The 17,387-nt window shown below is 53.7% G+C and carries 18 protein-coding genes; 5 read left to right on the top strand and 13 right to left on the bottom strand.

Annotated elements, in window-relative coordinates; translation table 11 throughout:
* Positions 1 to 53 precede the first annotated feature (53 nt).
* The 13 genes from CJD38_RS04430 to gspG form a co-directional block, all read right to left on the bottom strand.
* Positions 54 to 2,210: a TonB-dependent siderophore receptor gene (locus CJD38_RS04430; protein WP_107939126.1), complete on the bottom strand. Its 2,157-nt coding sequence runs from the start codon at positions 2,208 to 2,210 to the stop codon at positions 54 to 56.
* A 201-nt stretch (positions 2,211 to 2,411) separates the two neighbouring features.
* Positions 2,412 to 3,179 (bottom strand): ParA family protein, encoded by a 768-nt coding sequence (locus tag CJD38_RS04425; RefSeq protein WP_107939125.1) that lies wholly within the window; start codon positions 3,177 to 3,179, stop codon positions 2,412 to 2,414.
* 76 nt (positions 3,180 to 3,255) lie between these two features.
* Entirely contained in the window at positions 3,256 to 5,919 is a 2,664-nt protein-coding gene (acnA, locus tag CJD38_RS04420; RefSeq protein ID WP_107939124.1) for an aconitate hydratase AcnA, read from the bottom strand.
* A 208-nt stretch (positions 5,920 to 6,127) separates the two neighbouring features.
* Positions 6,128 to 7,207, bottom strand: a complete 1,080-nt coding sequence (gene mnmA, locus CJD38_RS04415) for a tRNA 2-thiouridine(34) synthase MnmA (protein WP_107939123.1) — start codon at positions 7,205 to 7,207, stop codon at positions 6,128 to 6,130.
* Complete coding sequence (locus CJD38_RS04410) at positions 7,204 to 7,659, bottom strand: NUDIX hydrolase (RefSeq protein WP_107939122.1); 456 nt, start codon at positions 7,657 to 7,659, stop codon at positions 7,204 to 7,206. The genes mnmA and CJD38_RS04410 overlap by 4 nt, the downstream gene beginning before the upstream one ends.
* Positions 7,656 to 8,411: a type II secretion system protein N gene (locus CJD38_RS04405; RefSeq protein ID WP_107939121.1), complete on the bottom strand. Its 756-nt coding sequence runs from the start codon at positions 8,409 to 8,411 to the stop codon at positions 7,656 to 7,658. Before CJD38_RS04405 ends, CJD38_RS04410 begins: the two co-directional genes overlap by 4 nt.
* Positions 8,408 to 8,899 carry a type II secretion system protein M gene (locus CJD38_RS04400; protein WP_161554165.1) on the bottom strand — a complete coding sequence of 164 codons (492 nt, stop codon included), beginning with the start codon at positions 8,897 to 8,899 and terminating at the stop codon, positions 8,408 to 8,410. Before CJD38_RS04400 ends, CJD38_RS04405 begins: the two co-directional genes overlap by 4 nt.
* Before the next feature lie 8 nt (positions 8,900 to 8,907).
* Positions 8,908 to 10,113 carry a type II secretion system protein GspL gene (gspL, locus tag CJD38_RS04395; protein ID WP_161554164.1) on the bottom strand — a complete coding sequence of 402 codons (1,206 nt, stop codon included), beginning with the start codon at positions 10,111 to 10,113 and terminating at the stop codon, positions 8,908 to 8,910.
* Between the two features lie 11 nt (positions 10,114 to 10,124).
* Positions 10,125 to 11,141 carry a type II secretion system minor pseudopilin GspK gene (gspK, locus tag CJD38_RS04390; RefSeq protein ID WP_107939118.1) on the bottom strand — a complete coding sequence of 339 codons (1,017 nt, stop codon included), beginning with the start codon at positions 11,139 to 11,141 and terminating at the stop codon, positions 10,125 to 10,127.
* A gap of 5 nt (positions 11,142 to 11,146) precedes the next feature.
* Positions 11,147 to 11,881, bottom strand: a complete 735-nt coding sequence (gene gspJ, locus CJD38_RS04385) for a type II secretion system minor pseudopilin GspJ (protein ID WP_107939117.1) — start codon at positions 11,879 to 11,881, stop codon at positions 11,147 to 11,149.
* Complete coding sequence (gene gspI, locus CJD38_RS04380; protein WP_107939116.1) at positions 11,881 to 12,243, bottom strand: type II secretion system minor pseudopilin GspI; 363 nt, start codon at positions 12,241 to 12,243, stop codon at positions 11,881 to 11,883. Before gspI ends, gspJ begins: the two co-directional genes overlap by 1 nt.
* A gap of 4 nt (positions 12,244 to 12,247) precedes the next feature.
* Complete coding sequence (gspH, locus tag CJD38_RS04375) at positions 12,248 to 12,793, bottom strand: type II secretion system minor pseudopilin GspH (RefSeq protein WP_161554163.1); 546 nt, start codon at positions 12,791 to 12,793, stop codon at positions 12,248 to 12,250.
* Positions 12,794 to 12,835: 42 nt separating this feature from the next.
* Positions 12,836 to 13,282, bottom strand: a complete 447-nt coding sequence (gspG, locus tag CJD38_RS04370; RefSeq protein ID WP_107939114.1) for a type II secretion system major pseudopilin GspG — start codon at positions 13,280 to 13,282, stop codon at positions 12,836 to 12,838.
* 26 nt (positions 13,283 to 13,308) lie between these two features.
* Here gspG and rrtA point away from each other — a divergent pair, with 26 nt between their 5' ends.
* The 5 genes from rrtA (at position 13,309) to fabF (ending at position 17,374) form a co-directional block, all read left to right on the top strand.
* The gene (gene rrtA, locus CJD38_RS04365; RefSeq protein ID WP_240783526.1) at positions 13,309 to 13,932 is read left to right on the top strand and encodes a rhombosortase; all 624 of its coding nucleotides are present in this window, start codon (positions 13,309 to 13,311) and stop codon (positions 13,930 to 13,932) included.
* A gap of 17 nt (positions 13,933 to 13,949) precedes the next feature.
* A complete protein-coding gene (gene fabD / locus CJD38_RS04360) occupies positions 13,950 to 14,882 on the top strand; it encodes an ACP S-malonyltransferase (protein ID WP_107939112.1) in 933 nt (310 codons plus the stop codon).
* A gap of 137 nt (positions 14,883 to 15,019) precedes the next feature.
* Positions 15,020 to 15,745 carry a 3-oxoacyl-ACP reductase FabG gene (fabG, locus tag CJD38_RS04355; RefSeq protein ID WP_107939111.1) on the top strand — a complete coding sequence of 242 codons (726 nt, stop codon included), beginning with the start codon at positions 15,020 to 15,022 and terminating at the stop codon, positions 15,743 to 15,745.
* Between the two features lie 100 nt (positions 15,746 to 15,845).
* Positions 15,846 to 16,091, top strand: coding sequence for an acyl carrier protein (acpP, locus tag CJD38_RS04350; RefSeq protein WP_107939110.1), 246 nt, complete (start codon positions 15,846 to 15,848; stop codon positions 16,089 to 16,091).
* 41 nt (positions 16,092 to 16,132) lie between these two features.
* Positions 16,133 to 17,374, top strand: a complete 1,242-nt coding sequence (gene fabF, locus CJD38_RS04345) for a beta-ketoacyl-ACP synthase II (RefSeq protein ID WP_107939109.1) — start codon at positions 16,133 to 16,135, stop codon at positions 17,372 to 17,374.
* The last annotated feature ends 13 nt before the right edge of the window (positions 17,375 to 17,387 follow it).

Genomic DNA, 17,387 nt, shown 5'->3' with positions numbered 1-17,387 from the left:
CGGGTGGTGAAAGGTCAGCCGCGACCTGCTACGGGTCGCGGCTGGATTCAATTTTAGAACTTTGCAGCCAGCGTTAAGACGTAGTTGCGTGCCTCGCCAACATTGCCTGCGCCCCAGCCGCCGTTGGCCCAGTACTTTTTGTTGAGCAGATTGTTGACGTTGCTGGTCAGCGTCAACCACTGGCCCTGCAGCTCAAAGTCATAAGTGAGGCCTGTGTTAATCACGGCTCGGCCGGCTACTTCCCCTGAGTTGTCATCAGTGACATAAGTCGCGCCGAAGTAGCGCCAATTGCCGTGCACTTTAAGGCCGTTGACGCCGGGGACTGTGTAGTCGGCGCTGCCTACTACCTGCCATTTCGGGGCATTGGCAGGGGTATTGCCCTCAATCGCTGCGTTGGCAGTGGAGACATTGTCGATCGTTGCATCGAGATAGATCGCGCCCATGCCTAGGTTGAGATTGCGTGTGAGCTGATAGTTGCTGATCAACTCGACGCCACGGTAGGTCAGCTGACCTTCTTGCGTTAGATAGCGATCACCTGCACGCAATTCATCAATTTGGTTGGCGCGCTCAATCTGGAATAGCGCAAGCGTGGAGGCCAGTTTGCCCGAGTCATATTTGATGCCCGTTTCAATCTGCTTGGAGATGGTGGCTTTCAACAGATCGCCTTCGTTTGTATAGGGTGGGGTAGCGCCAAAGGGAACACGAGTACCGGGCTCCAAGCCTTCTACATAGCTGGCATAGATGCTGGTATTGGTGACAGGCTTATAGATCAACGCCAAGGTGGGCGTGGCTGAATTGATCTTGTATTCGGAATCGCGCATTTCAAATTTGGTGAAACGCATGCCGACAATGGCTTCCAAATGCTCCCCCAGATGTACCGTGTCGCTCGCAAAAGCGTATAGCTGTCGTGTGTCGCCACTGGTTGGGGCGAGTGTGAAGTCTGGTGTGCGAGTCGAGCGGAAAGGCTGTTCAACATAGAGATTGCCGTTGAAATCATTTGCCCAGTAAAACTCGTTGCTCCAGCGATCCTTTGAACGCTGCAAGCCGAAACCGCCGACCAGTTCGTGTTTGAAGATGCCGGTCGTGACGTTGCCTTGCAGCATGGTTTGCGTGAACAGGTTGTCGAGCTGGCCAGCGAAGTTGTACATGTTTCCTTCGTAGTCACCGGCAAGATTCAGCAGGTTGGCGAAGGACTTGTTGGACTGATGGGATTTGCGGCTGTATCCGATTTGTTGCTTCAGATTCCACTGGTCGTTGATACGCCACTGCAAGCTGGTAGATACCAGCATTGTTTTTGTTCTGTAGTAACTGTTGTCGACGTTGAAGTTGCCGTAGTTGTATGTCACGTCTGGCAGCTTTCCGCCGCTGGCTGCGTAATCGTATCCGTCAATATAAAACTGGATGGGCTCGCCGCTGTTTTTGCTGTATTCATAGAGGAAGGTTGTCTCCCACTTGAGTGCAGAACCGAATTGCTTGTCGATTGCTACCGAGGCGACATTGCGATTGATCTCAGCGGCGTTATAAGCCGTACCCTGCTCGGTGGCGACGTTGGCGCGCACGGATAAGCTCTCGCCTAGTTGTTGACTGCTATCGATGTGAGTGGAGAACAGGCGTGGATTACGCCAGCCAGCGGTCAGGGTGGTTTCGGGCTCGCTCGTTGGGCGCTTCAATCGATAACTCAGGGCGCCGCCAGGTTCGGCGAAGCCGTACATGAAGCCGGTCAGCCCTTTGAGGGCAGTGACGCTTTCTGATGCCTCAATTGGAAAATCGCCGCCCCAGTACAGCAGCATGGGAACGTCATCCACATACATGCTGCGTACGCCTAAGCCACGAATCTGCGTGCCCCACCAGTCGGTTGTAGACGAATTGCTTGGGCTGTAGACAGAAGGATCGTTGACGAAAATCTGCGCGACAGATTTAGCTCCGCGCTCAGCAATCTCATGGCTATCTACGATGGTCACCGAGAAAGGCGTATCCAACACAGTCTTGTCGCCTAGCGCGCCGCTGCTGCTGTCTTTTTTCAAATAGTCCAGTGTGCTGCTTTTTTCCTTTGTGGCGGTGACCTGAACTGTCGGCAGCGCGTTGACACTTTGGTCCTCTTTTGGCGGGGCTGGTTCAGTTTCGCTACTGTCTTGTGCCCAAGCTGTAGTGGCTGTCAGGACGAGAATTGCGGTGAGGGTGGCGCGTGCGAATAGCTGACGATGGGACATCCAATTTCCCCGAAACGATAATATAAATGATTATCATTATATACTAAATGAAGACGTGAATGGCTGAATTGAGGCCAGCGATGATCAAACGATGATTTGGGTCGGCAAAGTTGTGGATGATGCAGTCACCGCTGATACGGACCACAGACATCTGCCAACAAAAAAGCCCCGCAATGCGGGGCTTTCTATTTATTCAGCGATTTATTTTTCCAATGAATCGAAAAGCGCTACATATTCCTTGGTCACGCGATGGCTTGCGTCGAGATAGATCAGTGGTTTGTGCTGTTCGTGTGATTCTTTGACGATCACCGAACTGCCGAGCGTTGCATCCAATACCGGGCGGCCTTCTGATTTCAGTTCTTGCACCATACGTGTCGGCAGTTTGGAGCGTGGCGAGAACTGGTTAACGACGATGCCTTCAATCTCAAGATTGTCATTATGGTCGCCGCGAATTTCTTGGATGTTGTCGAGCAACGTGTACAGCGCCTGACGCGCAAACTCATCGCAGTCAAACGGAATCAGGCAGCGATCGGAAGCAATTAGTGCTGAGCGGCTGTAGAAATTCAGGGCAGGCGGCGTGTCGATAAAGACGGCGTCGTAGCCTTTGAGCTTCTTCAGTGCGTCGCGGAGCTTGTAGATTTTCTGCTTGGCTTCGAGTTTGACGATCAACTCTTCCAGGCGTGGATCAGCGGCAACCACATCGAGATTTTCAAATGGGGTGTTGGTTGCGTAAGCAACGAACGGTTGTGACTGCAACGAGAACGCGAGTGTCGATTCAAAGAAGTCGGCAACAGTGCGATCCGGCTGTGCAGTGGAACTGCCCATCAGATACTGCGTGGCGTTACCTTGGGTATCGAGATCGATCACCAGCGTGCGCAGGCCGCGTGATGCTGCAATCGCAGCGAGATTGCAGACGATCGTGGTTTTGCCAACGCCGCCTTTCTGATTGAACACAACTCGCTTCGTCATCGTTACTGTCTCATCTCTCGTATAACAAACAGGGCGGCATTATGCCGCCCCATGATTACAGCATGAACAATGCCAATTAGGCTTTGGCCATTTGGCGCAACATGTATTGCAGAACGCCACCGTGGTTGTAGTACTGCCATTCCATCGGCGTGTTGATGCGAACTTTGGCTTTGAAGGAGATCGACTTACCGTCGGGCTTCTTCGCGGTCACGCTGACTTCGGTAGCGCCGTTGTTGAGGCCGTCAAAGTCAAACACTTCACTGCCATCCAAGCCGAGCGAAACAGCGGACTGACCGTCGACGAAGTTTAACGGTAGAACGCCCATGCCGACGAGGTTGGCGCGGTGAATTCGCTCAAAGCTTTCGCTGATCACGGCTTTCACACCGAGCAGAATGGTGCCTTTGGCCGCCCAGTCACGCGAAGAACCAGTGCCGTATTCCTTGCCCGCGAGAACGACCAATGGAATACCTTCCTTCTGGTACTTCATCGCAACGTCATAGATCGGCTCAACCGGACCGGCGACACCATTGAAGTGACGCGACACGCCGCCTTCAACGCCCGGAGTCATCGTGTTCTTAATGCGCGTATTGGCAAACGTGCCGCGCATCATGATCTCGTGATTGCCGCGACGTGAGCCGAAGCTGTTGAAGTCGACTTTATTTACGCCATGCTCTTCAAGGAACTTGCCTGCAGGGCCGTCCTTCTTGATATCGCCAGCTGGAGAGATGTGGTCGGTCGTGATCGAGTCGCCCAACACCGCCAGCGCACGCGCACCCTTGATCGGCTGAATGCCTGGAGGCGTCATCGTCATGCCAACGAAGTAAGGCGGGTTAGCGATGTAAGTCGACTTGCTATCCCAAGGATAGGTTTCCGATTTGCTGATCTTGATCGACTGCCAGCGAGCATCGCCCTTCAGCACATCGGCGTAGCTTTTCTTGAAGCCTTCAGCGGTGACCGCCTTGGCGACGAGTTCCTGAATTTCAGAATTGGTCGGCCAGATGTCCTTAAGGAAAACATCTTTGCCGTCGCTGCTCTTACCGAGCGGTTCAGTGGTCAGATCCACATCGGTCGAACCCGCAATCGCGTACGCCACAACCAGCGGAGGCGAAGCGAGGTAGTTCATGCGCACATCCTGATGCACGCGGCCTTCGAAGTTGCGGTTGCCCGACAGCACAGCCGATACGCTCAAGGTGTTGTCGCTGATGGCTTTGCCCAGAGGCTCGTTGAGTGGGCCGGAGTTGCCGATGCAAGTGGTGCAACCATAGGCGGTGACATAGAAGCCCAGCGATTCTAGATCTTCAATCAGGCCAGCCTTCTGCAAGTACTCGGTCACAGCGAGCGAGCCAGGTGCCAGCGAAGTCTTCACCCAAGGTTTGCTCTTAAGGCCGAGTGCGCGAGCCTTGCGTGCAAGCAAACCAGCGCCGATCAGCACGCTTGGATTAGAAGTGTTGGTGCAAGAGGTGATCGCAGCAATCATCACCGCGCCATCTTTCAGTTCAAACGTATTGCCCTTGTCCGTAACCGTGGCAGGGCCTTTCGATGGACGAAGTTTTTGTTCGCCTTCAAATGCCTTGCGATAATTGGCCTTCACATCGGTGAGCAGCACGCGATCTTGTGGGCGCTTAGGGCCAGCAAGCGAGGGCTTGATGCTGCCCAGATCCAGCGTCATCACGTCGGTGTATTCCGCTTCCGGTGCATCCGGCGTCCACCACATGCCCTGTGCCTTGGCATAAGCCTCGACCACAGCGATCTGCTGTTCCGAGCGACCCGTGAGGCGCAGATAGTTCAGCGTTTCGCTATCGATCGGGAAGATGCCGCAAGTGGCGCCATATTCCGGGCCCATGTTGGCGATGGTGTTGCGATCTGATGCTGAAAGATTCGCAAGGCCAGGGCCGAAGAATTCGACAAACTTCTCAACCACGCCGCGTTTGCGCAGCATTTCGGTGACAGTGAGTACGAGGTCGGTTGCGGTTGCACCTTCAGCCAACTTGCCGCTGACCTTCACGCCAATCACTTCTGGAATCAGCATTGACGAAGGTTGGCCGAGCATCGCCGCTTCAGCTTCGATACCGCCGACGCCCCAACCCAATACGCCGATGCCATTCACCATCGTGGTGTGGCTGTCAGTGCCGAAGCAGCTGTCGGGATACAGCATGCCGCTATCGTTTTCGAAAACAACGCGTGCGAGATATTCGATGTTGACCTGATGGACGATGCCGGTATCAGGCGGAACCGCTTTGAAATTCTTCAGCGCTTCTTGGCCCCAGCGCAAGAACGTATAGCGTTCTTCATTGCGCTGGAATTCAACTTTAGCGTTGAGATCGAGCGCATCTTTAGAACCGTAGTGATCGATCATCACGGAGTGATCGATGACGAGTTCTACAGGACACAGTGGATTTACTTTGGCAGCGTCGCCGCCGAGTGTCTTGATCGCATCGCGCATGGCTGCAAGATCAACGACGCAAGGGACGCCGGTGAAGTCCTGCAGGATGACGCGAGCAGGTGTGAAATTGATGTCTTTCTGCGGCAGCTTTTTGAAATCAGCGCCAGCCAGTGTTTCGACATCATCTTTGGTGGTGTTCACGCCATCTTCGTGACGCAGAAGATTTTCGAGCAGAACCTTGATGGAGTAGGGAAGACGGGAGAGCGAATACTTCGGCTCCAGTGCCTTGAGAGCGAAATAGGTGTAGGTCTTGGAACCAACCGTGAGACTGGTCTTGGCCTTGAAGCTGTCCGTCATGGCTTGTACTCCGTGAGTATGGCTAGGCAGTGCAGTTCAGCAAAGTGCGCTAGAAAACCACGCGCCTGAAGATTCTGAGTGCGTAAATTAAGCACCTAAAATTATACTGGAAATGACCTCATTAAGGGTCATTAAGACGGAGTTTTGTTAAAAGGTTTACGCCGTTGTTGGGTAGGCTTGCCTAGCTAAACGGGTAGGTTAAGCAAACTTAATTAGCGCTTTCGATCTCGCCGCCGCCCAAACACTCTGCACCGTCATAGAGCACCAAGTATTGTCCCGCCGTTGCGGCGCGTTGTGCTTGCGCAAAGTGAACTTCAACGCGGCCATCATCTCGCGTAATTGCGCTGCATGCCTGTAGCGCTTGGCGATGGCGAATACGCGCATGCAAATTTGCAGGCAATGGATTGGGTTTGCGAATCCACTGAAACGGTTCAGTGATCACTGTTTGGCTCATCAGGCGCGCGTGATTGGCGTCTTGTGAAACCAACAATGTATTGCGATCAGTTTCTTTGGCGATCACATACCACGGCGCTTCAATAGCGCCGCGCACGCCGCCAATGTTCAAGCCTTTTCTTTGGCCCAGTGTGTAATACATCAAGCCTTGATGTTCGCCGATGCGTTGACCTTGATCATCAAGAATCGGTCCCGGATGCGGCTTTAAATAATTTTGCAGAAACTCGCGGAACTCACGCTCGCCAATAAAGCAGATGCCGGTGGAATCTTTCTTGCGATGATTCGGCAGGCCCGCAGCTTTTGCGAAATCACGAACTTCTGGCTTGGTGTATCCGCCAATCGGAAACAGCACGCGATCAAACTGGCTGCGATTTACGGCAGCAAGAAAATAGGTTTGATCTTTATTGCCGTCGACTGCTTGTAACAAACGCGCGCCATCAGCGCCGTGTTCGATCTTTGCGTAGTGTCCTGTCGCAATAAAGTCCGCACCCAAACGTAGTGCATGCTCGCGGAAAGGTTGAAACTTCACTTCGCGATTGCACAGCACATCAGGATTGGGTGTTTTGCCTGCGGCGTAGTCAGCAAGAAACTGACTGAATACACGCTCGCGATATTCCTTGGAGAAGTCGGCTTTGTGCAATGGAATTCCAAGTTCATCGCAGACAGCACGAGCATCCTGAAAATCATCGGCAGAAGTGCAATAGCCTTCTTCGTCTTCGGTCCAATTGACCATGAACAAGCCGGAGACGCGATAGCCCTGCTGTTTGAGGAGCCAAGCCGAGACTGAAGAATCAACGCCGCCGGACATGCCCACGACGACATGCGGCGCGTTCATCGCAGATCTTTGAGATGCGCGATCAGGCTCAGCGGATAACGTTGACCGCTCAGGTAATCGTCTATGCAACGCATCACGGCTGGGCCGCGGTGCTGATTGTTGCGTGCTAAGACTTCATCGCGTGTCAGCCAATGTGCTGCCGCAATGCCGTCGTCCAAGGCGCGCTCTGGATGATGTTTGATCGCCTTGGCAACGAAGGCGATACGCAGAAAGGTGTATTCCAGCTCTGCTGGTTTGAATTCGTAAATGCCGAGGAAATCTGTGGGTTCAACATCCCAACCGGTTTCTTCAAGCGCTTCACGACGTGCGGCTTCGATCAGTGTTTCGCCTGCTTCCCAATGACCTGCAGGTTGGTTGAAGCAACGCGCACCAGCGACATCTTCTTCTACGATCAAAAACTTTCCGTCATGTTCAACGACGCAGGCAACGACAACATGTGCCGACCACGTCATTGCAACTTGCCTTGTTTGCGGATGTGATGCCAACCCTGCACATCGGCAGGGCCGATGGAGCTAAGCATGTTGATCAGCATAGGCGGTGCATCAGGCTTCGGACGAAGTTGAAACTGCGCTTCGTAAGTCTGATCCGGTAAGAGCTTGGCGCTGCCGGTCAATTCTAGTGGGCCTGATTGCGGCTCAAGCTTGACCAAAACAACGTCATTCTCAGTGGTGACGGTAGCTGCAAAGTCGCCGAGCACGATGGGCTCTTGTGCGAGTGTCCATGCGAGGCTGCGAATTTCGATGCGGCCATCGGCTGATTTGATCTGATTGTTTTTCAGGCGCAAGGTTTTAATTTGCAGACTGGCTTGACCATCGAGCGGCAGAAAAGGTTGGCCGATTGCAGAAAGCAGAGACTTGATGCTCATCAAACCCTGCGTATCGCTAATGCGAGTCGCGCCGAATGCGGAGAGTGCGACGTGGCTGTCGATTGCGGTGTCGCTGCGGCTTTCCAGATGAAATGCCAATTGGCCCAGCAACAAGCGCCAAGGCTGTAGCGTCCAGTTCAAATTGTTTAAGGCAGGATTGTTGTTAACGTTGATGCCCGACGCGCGGCCTTGCTTGATCGTGCCTTGAAGGCCAATCAATTCAACCGGCGATGGCGCTTTAGGTTTAAACCAAGCGTAGAGCGTCGCTGCTGGTGCTTGTGCGATCAGACTTGCGATAAAAACTACAATCGCAATCGTGATGTACCAATGCCGCTTCATGGACGCACCAAAGACAATCGTGCGTTGACGGTGCCGGGCAAAGTGCTCTTCTCAACGTCTGCAGTTTTGATGCTGATGCCGTTACGACTTTCGAGTTCGCTGATCCAGCGCACGAGGGCTTCAAAGTTGACGGCATCCACCCAGACTTTCACTTCGCTATCGCCTTCCGGCTGAATGCGCGACAAGGGTTTACCCAAGGTGCCGGACTTGCTGGCTTGGTCAACAGTCGACAACAGCGATGCGCCGTTATTGATAACGGGGCCGCCACCATTGGCTTGTGCTTTCTGTACGGTGGAAGCAATGACTTCTAAGCGCTGCGCGAGTGCCTGCGATGCGGCGAGATCAGTTTCGCGTTTATCGTGCGCTTTGCTGAGAGGTTCCCAGATGCCCAGATAAAGAATCGTGATCGCAATGACAACGCCGCCAACGCTAACCAGCAAACGCTCGCGTGGTGCAAGCGTGCGGAACCAATCTTGCAACTGTGTCATGACGGCGTTCATGCGGGCGTCAACTTGATACGAATTTGTACGCCATCGCTACCCGCGTTGGCAGATTGCACTTCGAGCGTGGTGCCGTGGTGTTGCGTGAACCACGCACGGAGCGTTTCGAGTTGTTGCAAGTCAGTGCCCGTGAGCGCGACGAACAATGCGCCATCGCGGTACTGCAATGATTGCAGCAACAGTCCGGGCGTTGCTGTGAGTGCGCTCGACAGTGTTCCAATCAAAGGCAGCAAGGTGCCGCTTGCACCGCCACCTTTGAGTCGCGTGAACTGTTGTTCGGCTTGAGCCGATAGATCAACGATGCGAGTTTCAGTTGGGAACAGCTGCTGGAAGCGCTGAACGTTTTCTTGATTCTGTGCATTCAACTGACGCTTGAGTTTGAAAGCCTGCACGCCGTGATTCAGACCGGTTAGTGCAATCCAGATTGCAGCGAGAATCGCCGCGATACGCCATGGCTGCCATATACGCTTGAAATCTTCGCGTGGCGAATACGCGCCTTGCAGAAGATTGATGCTGTGATCGGGACGGTAATTTTGCAGCAAGGCTTCCATTGGTTCTGCAAAGCCCGGAAACAATTCAACAGGCCAGCCGAGCTGCGTGAAATCGCCTTGGAAGCTGCGTGAAATCAGGATGCGAAGTTGCGCCTGTTTTTCAGGATCTGCCATTTCAAGAAACAAAGGCAGATCTTCAGCAACGCAGCCAAAGCCGTTAAAGCCGGCTGAGCGCACGGTGATGTGGCCGGGTTCTGCCAGTGCGCTCCAGCGATCGGTTTCGGCCTCAGGCAGGCACAGCGTTTCTGGCACCAACACATCAGGCATTAAACCGGCGGCGCGAAAAGGCGTCAGCCATTCTTCAATTTTAGCTTTTGCAATCACGGCGACCGGATAGCTGCCATTGAGCTGGCGAGGGCCGAGCGCGAAGTGCAGGGTGTCGACGTCTTCAGCCAACTGATCTTCAAGCGCGTAAGGCGCAGCTTGCAGAACTTTGGCGGCTTGGCGTGCGGGAACGGTGACGCTGGTCAATCGCACATCGCTGCTGGATACCAGCACAACCACCTTGCGACCAGCGGCCTGCGGCAGGATGTCACTGAGCGGCGCGTGATTAACAGCAAACGACACCACAGCATCGGGCTTGGCAATGCAGAACGCGGTAACCGCTTCGGGGGCTGCCGAGTGCAGTCGAATGTAGAGTGTTTCGCGCAATTGACTAACTGTTATTCGATGTCCGTGCTGCGACCCAGCACGATGGTGGCGCCCGATGCCGGACGATAGAAGAAACTATACAGGGCGACACGGCCGCTGCCTATGAAAGTTTCTGTATGCATTAGGAAATAGTTGCTTTTGACGCTGACCATATCGGCCGTAACGCCATCGGCGGCGGCAATGAAGCCTTTCGGTGCGGCTTGGAAAGCATCGCCGTCATTGGTGTAGGGCTTGGAGGTTCGCGATGCTATGAAGGAATCCAGCGCTGGCGATGAGGGTTGTTTGATTAGCGAGCGCAGGATCGGTTCAGGGGCGGTATTAACGTTAATCGTCGTGGGTATTGTAGGTAGAGCAGTGATGCAGCTCTGGAAGCCGGTCTTGGTTTGGGTGCAATGCGTCAGCTTGTAGAAGATATCTTTGGTCATGCCCTTGATCGCCAGCACTTCGCTGACGCTTTCTAGCGGCTGGCCGGAAGTGCGATAGGGCAGGTCCTGCGAGAGGTAATCGGCGTCTTCTGCACCATCAAAACCGCTGGGCTGGGTGTCCTTATCAATCCAGTCGTGAATCGCGGCGGCAATCACTTTGGCCTGTGCCGGGTCCGCTTCGAGCAGGAGCAGCAGTCGTTCTAGAATCAGAACATTGGCGTTGTAAGCAGGGCCGTTATAGGTCTGGCCAAAATTGTTCAGGTTGAGTCGGCCTTGCAGATCTTCAATGCCGCCGCGAATCACGCCTTCATCAATCGGCAGATAGTCGACGGGCTTGGCCCATTCATCTGCGAGAGAAACTGCCGAATTGGGTTTAACGCTGCGGTCGATAATGGTTTTGACCCAGGCCTCCACGCCGTCGGCATACCACCAGGCTTTTTCTGAATCTTGCAGGCTGCCAGAGCGATGAATCGCGATGCTGGCCGAAGACAAAATTGCGGCAGCAGCGATGCTGGCCAAAGCCACCACGAGCAAAGCGGTGATGAGTGCAATGCCGGTTTGTTGCCGTGGCTTAAAGCTAGAATTTGGTGATTGAGTGCGCATGAGGATTAATCAGTCACCGGCGGATTGGTGTCTTCGTCATCTTTTTTGCCGCCACCGTCGCCAGTACCAGTGCCACCGCCACCGCCGGGGTTCAAGCCAGCCTGAAAGCTCGCAGGTCTCTGATCAAGTCCGAGATTAAATAAGAAGCGCAGCTCACCCATGTCATCTGTGCGCAGCGTGATCTCTACCGCGAGCGGTGGCGCAGGGGTGACGCCTGTGGAACTCGATGTTGAAGAGTTTGCGGATGCGGGTGGCCAACTCGCCTGCCATTCACGTGATTTGTCGAGATAGCGCCAGCTGAGTTCAGTGACGTTTTCCAGCAGCTCAACTTCAACTGGCTTGGAGTCTTGTGATTGATCAAGTGCGCGGAAGGTGCTGCGCATTAATGCTTTCTTGTCGGTATCAAGGTAGTACACCACGCGCTCTAGACTCGCACGCGGTTGCGACAAGGGATTGCGCCAGCCGCCACGCGTGAACGTGACGTGCGAATAGGTATCACCAATAAAAGCGGGCTGCGTTGTTCCAAAGCCATCGCGCACCGGGCGGTAGTGCACCTGCTGAAAATCATTACGCATACGCATGAACGCTTTTTGATATTCGCCCGTGCGTTCTAGAGATTTCTCAACGTGGACACGCGTTTTCAACACGGAACTGAGACCGCCATACGCCATCACCGACATCAATCCGAAGATCGCGATGACGACTATCAATTCCAACAATGTAAATCCGCGTGCGCGCATCACGGCTTTCCGATGAAGCCGGACAACGTTGCGAGCGTTGCGTCATTGCCTTCGCGTTGCACGCTGATGTCGATGCGACGCAAGTGATCGTCGGGCGTGGTCTTTACGTCGGCAATCCATTTCCACGCGATGCCTGCCATATCCACTTTGCCATCGCTGGTGCCAGTGTCGGGCCAGGTTGCTGCCATCTTCATTTCGCTGAGTTGATTGTGTGCAACCCACAGCGCAATCGTTTTTTGGCGAATGTAGCCAGCATTGTCGGCGTGACGCGCCATGCCGGAAATAAGCGCAGCGAGTGTCGTTGCGAGAATCGCAACAGCGACAAGCACTTCAAGCAAAGTAAAGCCGCGAGAGGATTTCATGGCTTTAGTCTCTACGCTCGCGTTGAAACTTTCCGAGCGTATCGGCTTGTATGTGGTAATACGGGTCGTAGTTTTCGGCTTTGATATCTACCGAAAAAGCGGTGACTTCGCCGCTGGATAGCAACAAAATTTGCGGCTCTACTTTTTTATCTTTGCTATCCAGAGAAGCGGACGCTGGCATCACAGGGCGATCTTCAATCCGCAGCTCAAAATAAAACGGCGCGGGTATTTCGCGGGGACGCAATGGGCCTGATGCAACGTACGGTGTCCATATGCCGCTCTTATCAAGCGCCAGAAATTGGTAATGCTCTTGTGTGTAGCTAAAGCCAATATCGATGCCTTTGGTTTCAGCTTCTTCCAATGCGAGCTTCAGCGTTTGCTCAAGGCGTTTTGATTCCACCTCAAGTCGATCATCCAAAGCGCGATTGCCAATGGAGAGCGTCGCAAATGTCGCGAGAATGCCGATGATGACAATCACCACCAGCAGCTCGATCAGCGTAAAACCTGCTGTTCGTGCTGTGGTGGTTTGCAATGAGCGATTGGGGCTCACGTCTTGTCTAAAAATATCTAAGCGCGAGAGCGTGTCATCAACTTACTGATCAAGATTCCAATTGCCGACGTCAGCGGCTTCGGTTTCACCGCCGGGCTGATTGTCAGCGCCGAGCGTGAAGATATCGATTTCGCCTTTAACGCCCGGGCTCAGATACTGATAAGGATTGCCCCATGGATCTTTCGGCAGTGATTTGATGTAGCCGCCTTGCTTGTAGTTCTTTGGCTGCGGGTCGCCAGAAGGTCTGGTGACGAGTGCTTCTAAACCTTGCTGCGTATTGGGGTAGTTGAAGTTGTCGAGCTTGTAGAGTTCCATCGCGGATTCAAGCTGACGAATATCTTGCTTGGCTTTTGCAACGCGTGCTTTGCCCGGATTATCCATAATGCGAGGCACAACAACGGCGGCCAGAATGCCGAGGATGACCACCACCACCATAATTTCGATGAGGGTGAAACCGCGCTGTGCGGTTCGGTTAAAAACATTTTTCATGGGCGTTTTCGAGGATTTTTACGAGCGTGGAAACATCTCAGAACATCATAGCAGAAGCCCCTTATCGCTCTGTGAAAACATGGCTGGCGCCATTAACGTTGATGGCGCTGCTGTTCTTTACACAGCTGCTTGGCGAGAGTGGACGGGAATGGTTGAGTTATGACCGTGGCCTGATCGAAGCGGGGCAGTGGTGGCGTCTGATCACCGGCAGCTTTGTGCATTTGGGCTGGTGGCATCTGTTTTTGAATGAAATGGGGCTGGCTGTGCTGGTGCTGCTTTGCCCGCAACCTTTGTCCTTTGCAGTGTGGATCCGACGGCTACTGATTTTGTCCTTGGGAATGAGCTTGGGACTGTACTTTTTTGTGCCGAGTCTCAATTCTTATGTTGGGATGTCGGGTGTGATTCATGGACTATTCCTGCTGGGTTTAGTGCCGCAAATTCTAAAAAAAGATTTAATTGCGCTAGGTTGTTTGTTGTATCTGATCGGCAAGTTGGCCTGGGAGTTATTTTCTGGCGCGCCGGTATCAGACGAAAGCGCATTGGGCGGGCATGTAGTGCTGGAATCGCATCTGTTTGGCACACTAACCGCATTCGCATACGGGATAATGTTTCGCGTCTATAAGCGAACTGAAATTATTTCGTTGAAATAAAGGAACGATTAACAAAAATGAAATACGCAATGTTATTTCCGGGTCAGGGCTCACAAGCTGTGGGCATGCTCTCGGGTCATGATGCTCCTGAAATCGCCGCCACTTTTGCTGAGGCGTCGCAGGTGTTGGGTTGGGATGTGCAGGGCTTGGTGACTCAAGGTCCCGCAGAAGAATTGAATCGCACCGAGCGCACGCAGCCAGCTTTGCTGGCCGCCAGTATTGCGGTGTGGCGTGTTTGGCAAAAGCAGGGTTTGCCTGCGCCAAGTGCACTCGCGGGCCACAGCCTCGGTGAGTACAGCGCACTGGTTGCCGCTGGCGCGCTCGACTTTGCTGACGCATTAAAGATTGTCGAATTGCGTGGGCAATTAATGCAGGCTGCTGTGCCACAAGGCACGGGTGGCATGGTCGCGGTGATTGGTCTTGATGACGATAAAGTTCAGGAAATTTGTAAGGCTTATCCTGGCTCTGAAGTGCTTGAGCCAGTGAACTACAACGCGCCCGGCCAGGTGGTTGTTGCGGGTCAAACTGCAGCGTTGGAATGGCTGGCTGCCAACGGCAAGTCCTTGGGCGCACGCATGGTCATGAAGCTGCCAGTGTCGGTGCCTTCACATTGCTCTTTGATGAAAGACGCCGCTGAAAAATTGGCCGCGCGTCTTGCGCAGGCGCAGATTCACAGTCCTGTCATCCCGGTGTTACACAATCTGGATGCGGAAGCGCGCACCGATGCTGATTCGATTCGTCAGGCATTAAAGGAACAGCTTTATCGTCCGGTTTTGTGGACGCGCACGATTCAGAATTTGCAGTCGCAGGGCCTGTCGCAGTTTTTTGAGTGCGGTCCTGGAAAAGTATTGTGTGGCTTGGGCAAGCGCATTTCGGCTGAGGCCAAGAGTGGCGCGCTGGAAGATGCTGCGAGCATGGCTGCCGCAGTTGAGACTGTTAAAGCGGGCTAGTTCAATATACAGTTGTGCAGAGCGCCATCCGGCCTGCTAATATTGTTATTATTAAGTTAATATATTATCCATATAATATAAAATAGAACACAGGCCAGAAATAAACTGTTTAGGGCGGGTGGCCAAATGGAGTTCAAATGAGCGTGCAAGGTGATTTGGCCCTGGTGACTGGGGCCAGCCGTGGAATCGGCAGAGCAATCGCAATGCGATTGGCACAAGACGGCGCTATGGTGATTGGCACCGCAACGAGCGAAGCGGGTGCTGCTGCAATCACCGCGGCGCTGCAGGAATTTGGTGGTAGTGGCCGCGTACTCGATGTGCGTGATCCGGCATCGATCGACGCATTAATCGGTGAGATTGGTCCGGTCGCGATTCTGGTCAACAACGCCGGTGTGACGCGCGACAATTTATTGATGCGCATGAAAGACGAAGAATGGGCAGATGTGATCGATACCGATCTCACTCCAGTGTTTCGTCTCTCTCGTGCGGTGTTGCGTGGCATGATGAAAGCGCGCCACGGCCGCATCATCAGCATTGGTTCCGTCGTAGGCGCCATGGGCAATGCAGGACAGGTGAACTACTGCGCGGCCAAGGCGGGTCTTGTAGGATTCTCCAAGGCATTGGCGAAAGAGATTGGTTCACGCAACATCACGGTCAATGTCGTGGCGCCAGGCTTTATTGAAACGGATATGACCAAGGAGCTGGGCGAGGAAACTCGCAAGGCGCTGGTTAATCAAATTGCAGTGCAAAGACTCGGTCAGCCTGAGGATATTGCGGCTGCAGTCGCTTTCTTGGCAGGGCGCCAAGCGGGCTATATCACCGGTGAGACGCTACACGTCAACGGTGGTATGCATATGATTTAAATGGTTTTTACCGAAAGGTGACGGCCATTAGCTGTATCTGTGAAGCAATTCACTTAAAATGCACCGGTTGTACAAACTAAATTATTGTCAGGAGTAACGCATGAGCAGCTTGGAAGAGAAGGTTAAGAAGATCATCGCCGAACAGCTTTCCGTGAGCGAGGATCAGATCACGCTGACCGCCTCATTCGTGGAAGACCTCGGAGCCGACTCCCTCGACACCGTCGAACTGGTTATGGCACTTGAAGAAGAATTTGAAATCGACATCCCGGACGAAGAAGCTGAAAAGATTGTTACGTTCCAGGACGTGCTGAACTACATCAAGACCCACGCCAGCAACCAGGCGTAATTGTCTCTATCGCTCCCTCCCTCCTCTAAACAGGAAATCGCATGAGCCGCAGGCGCGTTGTCGTCACCGGCATGGGAATCGTGTCGCCCGTTGGTTCCACGCTGGATACAGCGTGGGCCAACGTGGTGGCCGGCAAGTCCGGTATCGTTCCCATCGACTACTACGATGTATCAGCATATTCCACCAAGTTTGCAGGATTGGTGGCTGGCTTCCGTGCTGAGGAGTGGATGGGTCCGAAGGAGATCAAACGTACCGATCCCTTTATTCAGTACGGTGTCGCTGCTGCCAAACAGGCAGTGAAAGATTCCGGACTGGAAGTCACCGAAGAGAACCGTGAACGCATTGGCATTTGCGTTGGTTCTGGCATCGGTGGCATTGGCACCATAGAAAACGAATGCAAAGCGCTCCACGCAGGTGGGCCGCGCAAAGTTTCGCCGTTCTTTGTGCCAGCTAGCATCATCAATATGATTTCGGGTTACATCTCCATTGATCTGGGGATCACCGGCCCGAATATCGCAACCGTCAGTGCTTGCACTACGGCAACTCATTCCATCGGCATTGGCGCACGTCTGATTCAGTCAGGCGATGCTGATGTCTTTATCGCAGGCGGTGCAGAAGCGGGCTCAAGCCCTGCAGGCATGGCAGGCTTCTGTCAGGCCCGTGCACTGTCAACGCGTAACGATGATCCTCAACGCGCTTCACGTCCTTGGGATAAAGACCGTGACGGTTTTGTACTCGGTGACGGCGCTGGCGTACTCGTGCTTGAAGATCTCGAACACGCGCAGAAGCGCGGCGCGCGTATCTATGCTGAGCTGATTGGCTTCGGCATGTCAGGCGACGCATTCCACATCACGTTGCCTGCTGAAAATGGCGATGGCGCACGTCGTTGCATGATCAATGCAATGCGCGATGCGGGCATCAAGCCAGAGCAGATCGACTACATCAACGCTCATGGCACCTCAACGCCAGCGGGCGATGGTGCTGAAAGCCAGGCGATCAAAAACGCACTCGGCGAGAGCGCTTACAAAGTTTCGATCAGCTCGACCAAGTCGATGACCGGACATTTGCTGGGTGCTGCGGGTGGTATCGAGGCAGTGTTCTCCGTGCTCGCGATTCGCGATCAGGTGATTCCGCCAACGATCAATCTCGACAATCCTAGCGAAGGCTTCGATCTCGACTACACGCCGCACACTGCGAAGAAGCGTGAGGTCAATATCGCGATGTCGAATTCCTTTGGCTTCGGCGGCACCAACGGCACGATCATCTTCAAGCGTTTCGCTTAAGCTGAGTTTGGCG

It is taken from the genome of Stenotrophobium rhamnosiphilum (assembly GCF_003052265.1).
Classification (GTDB): Bacteria; Pseudomonadota; Gammaproteobacteria; order Nevskiales; family Nevskiaceae; genus Stenotrophobium; species Stenotrophobium rhamnosiphilum.
The sequence above is the reverse complement of the archived record's forward strand: the minus strand, read 5'-3'. Positions and strand labels throughout refer to the sequence as shown.

What these genes read in the sequence shown, in the direction of transcription:
- CJD38_RS04430 (WP_107939126.1), bottom strand. Translation starts at nt 2,210, where the DNA reads ATGTCCCATCGTCAGCTATTCGCACGCGCCACCCTCACCGCAATTCTC.
- CJD38_RS04425 (WP_107939125.1), bottom strand. Translation starts at nt 3,179, where the DNA reads ATGACGAAGCGAGTTGTGTTCAATCAGAAAGGCGGCGTTGGCAAAACC.
- acnA (WP_107939124.1), bottom strand. Translation starts at nt 5,919, where the DNA reads ATGACGGACAGCTTCAAGGCCAAGACCAGTCTCACGGTTGGTTCCAAG.
- mnmA (WP_107939123.1), bottom strand. Translation starts at nt 7,207, where the DNA reads ATGAACGCGCCGCATGTCGTCGTGGGCATGTCCGGCGGCGTTGATTCT.
- CJD38_RS04410 (WP_107939122.1), bottom strand. Translation starts at nt 7,659, where the DNA reads ATGACGTGGTCGGCACATGTTGTCGTTGCCTGCGTCGTTGAACATGAC.
- CJD38_RS04405 (WP_107939121.1), bottom strand. Translation starts at nt 8,411, where the DNA reads ATGAAGCGGCATTGGTACATCACGATTGCGATTGTAGTTTTTATCGCA.
- CJD38_RS04400 (WP_161554165.1), bottom strand. Translation starts at nt 8,899, where the DNA reads ATGACACAGTTGCAAGATTGGTTCCGCACGCTTGCACCACGCGAGCGT.
- gspK (WP_107939118.1), bottom strand. Translation starts at nt 11,141, where the DNA reads ATGCGCACTCAATCACCAAATTCTAGCTTTAAGCCACGGCAACAAACC.
- gspJ (WP_107939117.1), bottom strand. Translation starts at nt 11,881, where the DNA reads ATGCGCGCACGCGGATTTACATTGTTGGAATTGATAGTCGTCATCGCG.
- gspI (WP_107939116.1), bottom strand. Translation starts at nt 12,243, where the DNA reads ATGAAATCCTCTCGCGGCTTTACTTTGCTTGAAGTGCTTGTCGCTGTT.
- gspG (WP_107939114.1), bottom strand. Translation starts at nt 13,282, where the DNA reads ATGAAAAATGTTTTTAACCGAACCGCACAGCGCGGTTTCACCCTCATC.
- fabD (WP_107939112.1), top strand. Translation starts at nt 13,950, where the DNA reads ATGAAATACGCAATGTTATTTCCGGGTCAGGGCTCACAAGCTGTGGGC.
- fabG (WP_107939111.1), top strand. Translation starts at nt 15,020, where the DNA reads ATGAGCGTGCAAGGTGATTTGGCCCTGGTGACTGGGGCCAGCCGTGGA.
- acpP (WP_107939110.1), top strand. Translation starts at nt 15,846, where the DNA reads ATGAGCAGCTTGGAAGAGAAGGTTAAGAAGATCATCGCCGAACAGCTT.
- fabF (WP_107939109.1), top strand. Translation starts at nt 16,133, where the DNA reads ATGAGCCGCAGGCGCGTTGTCGTCACCGGCATGGGAATCGTGTCGCCC.